This window comes from Burkholderia sp. SIMBA_062 (genome assembly GCF_046534765.1).
Classification (GTDB): domain Bacteria; phylum Pseudomonadota; class Gammaproteobacteria; order Burkholderiales; family Burkholderiaceae; genus Burkholderia; species Burkholderia ambifaria.
In genome coordinates this window covers 1-246 of sequence record NZ_JAWRYD010000509.1, presented here as the reverse complement: position 1 = coordinate 246, position 246 = coordinate 1, and the positions used below count along the sequence as shown (strand labels likewise).

The following is a 246-nucleotide window of genomic DNA, read 5'->3' as shown; positions in this document are numbered from 1 at the left end:
CCAAAGATAAAGATGTCTTGAAAAATCATAATTATCAAACTCAGAAATTTTCCCTCCTAAAGCATAAATATTATTGTTTTGCGCAATAATTTGCTGAACATATAATCCATCACCATTAGGAAGAATCATTTTTTGCCCATTTTTCCAATAGCAGGCTTTACTATTTTCTGCTCCTGCAGCATACAGATCTACTGAGGCAATATTTTTTTCTAAAACCTCATTATCATCTTGCCTACAAGAGAAAAG

General features: G+C 32.1%; 1 protein-coding gene. It reads right to left on the bottom strand.

Annotation, left to right across the window (positions count from 1 at the left end):
* On the bottom strand, positions 1 to 246 hold a 246-nt coding region (locus SB786_RS37265), incomplete at both ends, for a hypothetical protein (protein WP_410731720.1).